The organism is Corynebacterium sp. HMSC27B11 (assembly GCF_001815985.1).
Classification (GTDB): domain Bacteria; phylum Actinomycetota; class Actinomycetes; order Mycobacteriales; family Mycobacteriaceae; genus Corynebacterium.
In genome coordinates this window covers 1-1,056 of sequence record NZ_KV823580.1, presented here as the reverse complement: position 1 = coordinate 1,056, position 1,056 = coordinate 1, and the positions used below count along the sequence as shown (strand labels likewise).

At 43.8% G+C, this 1,056-nt stretch carries 1 protein-coding gene; it reads right to left on the bottom strand.

Features of this window, described 5'->3' with window-relative positions; all coding sequences use genetic code 11:
• Nucleotides 1-123: 123 nt before the first annotated feature.
• Complete coding sequence (locus HMPREF3097_RS09015; protein WP_000018326.1) at nt 124-939, bottom strand: aminoglycoside O-phosphotransferase APH(3')-Ia; 816 nt, start codon at nt 937-939, stop codon at nt 124-126.
• Nucleotides 940-1,056 lie beyond the last annotated feature (117 nt).

Here is a 1,056-nt window from a genome sequence, read left to right as displayed (position 1 = left end):
TTATCACCACCGACTATTTGCAACAGTGCCCCGTCCGGATACTGCCAGATATCGGCGTCCAGGGAGATGTCCTGAAGCGCGGTGTCCGGAATTTCAGGTTTGTGTCTCTACAAAGACTAACTATCAGAAAAACTCATCGAGCATCAAATGAAACTGCAATTTATTCATATCAGGATTATCAATACCATATTTTTGAAAAAGCCGTTTCTGTAATGAAGGAGAAAACTCACCGAGGCAGTTCCATAGGATGGCAAGATCCTGGTATCGGTCTGCGATTCCGACTCGTCCAACATCAATACAACCTATTAATTTCCCCTCGTCAAAAATAAGGTTATCAAGTGAGAAATCACCATGAGTGACGACTGAATCCGGTGAGAATGGCAAAAGCTTATGCATTTCTTTCCAGACTTGTTCAACAGGCCAGCCATTACGCTCGTCATCAAAATCACTAGCATCAACCAAACCGTTATTCATTCGTGATTGCGCCTGAGCGAGACGAAATACGCGATCGCTGTTAAAAGGACAATTACAAACAGGAATCGAATGCAACCGGCGCAGGAACACTGCCAGCGCATCAACAATATTTTCACCTGAATCAGGATATTCTTCTAATACCTGGAATGCTGTTTTCCCGGGGATCGCAGTGGTGAGTAACCATGCATCATCAGGAGTACGGATAAAATGCTTGATGGTCGGAAGAGGCATAAATGCCGTCAGCCAGTTTAGTCTGACCATCTCATCTGTAACATCATTGGCAACGCTACCTTTGCCATGTTTCAGAAACAACTCTGGCGCATTGGGCTTCCCATACAATCGATAGATTGTCGCACCTGATTGCCCGACATTATCGCGAGCCCATCTATACCCATATAAATCAGCATCCAGGTTGGAATTTAATCGCGGCCTCGAGCAAGACGTTTCCCGTTGAATATGGCTCATAACACCCCTTGTATTACTGTTTATGTAAGCAGACAGTTTTATTGTTCATGATGATATATTTTTATCTTGTGCAATATAACATGGGTTGGCACTGTTGCAAATAGTCGGTGGTGATAA

Coding starts and splice junctions, on each gene's coding strand:
- HMPREF3097_RS09015 (WP_000018326.1), bottom strand. CDS start 939: ATGAGCCATATTCAACGGGAAACGTCTTGCTCGAGGCCGCGATTAAAT.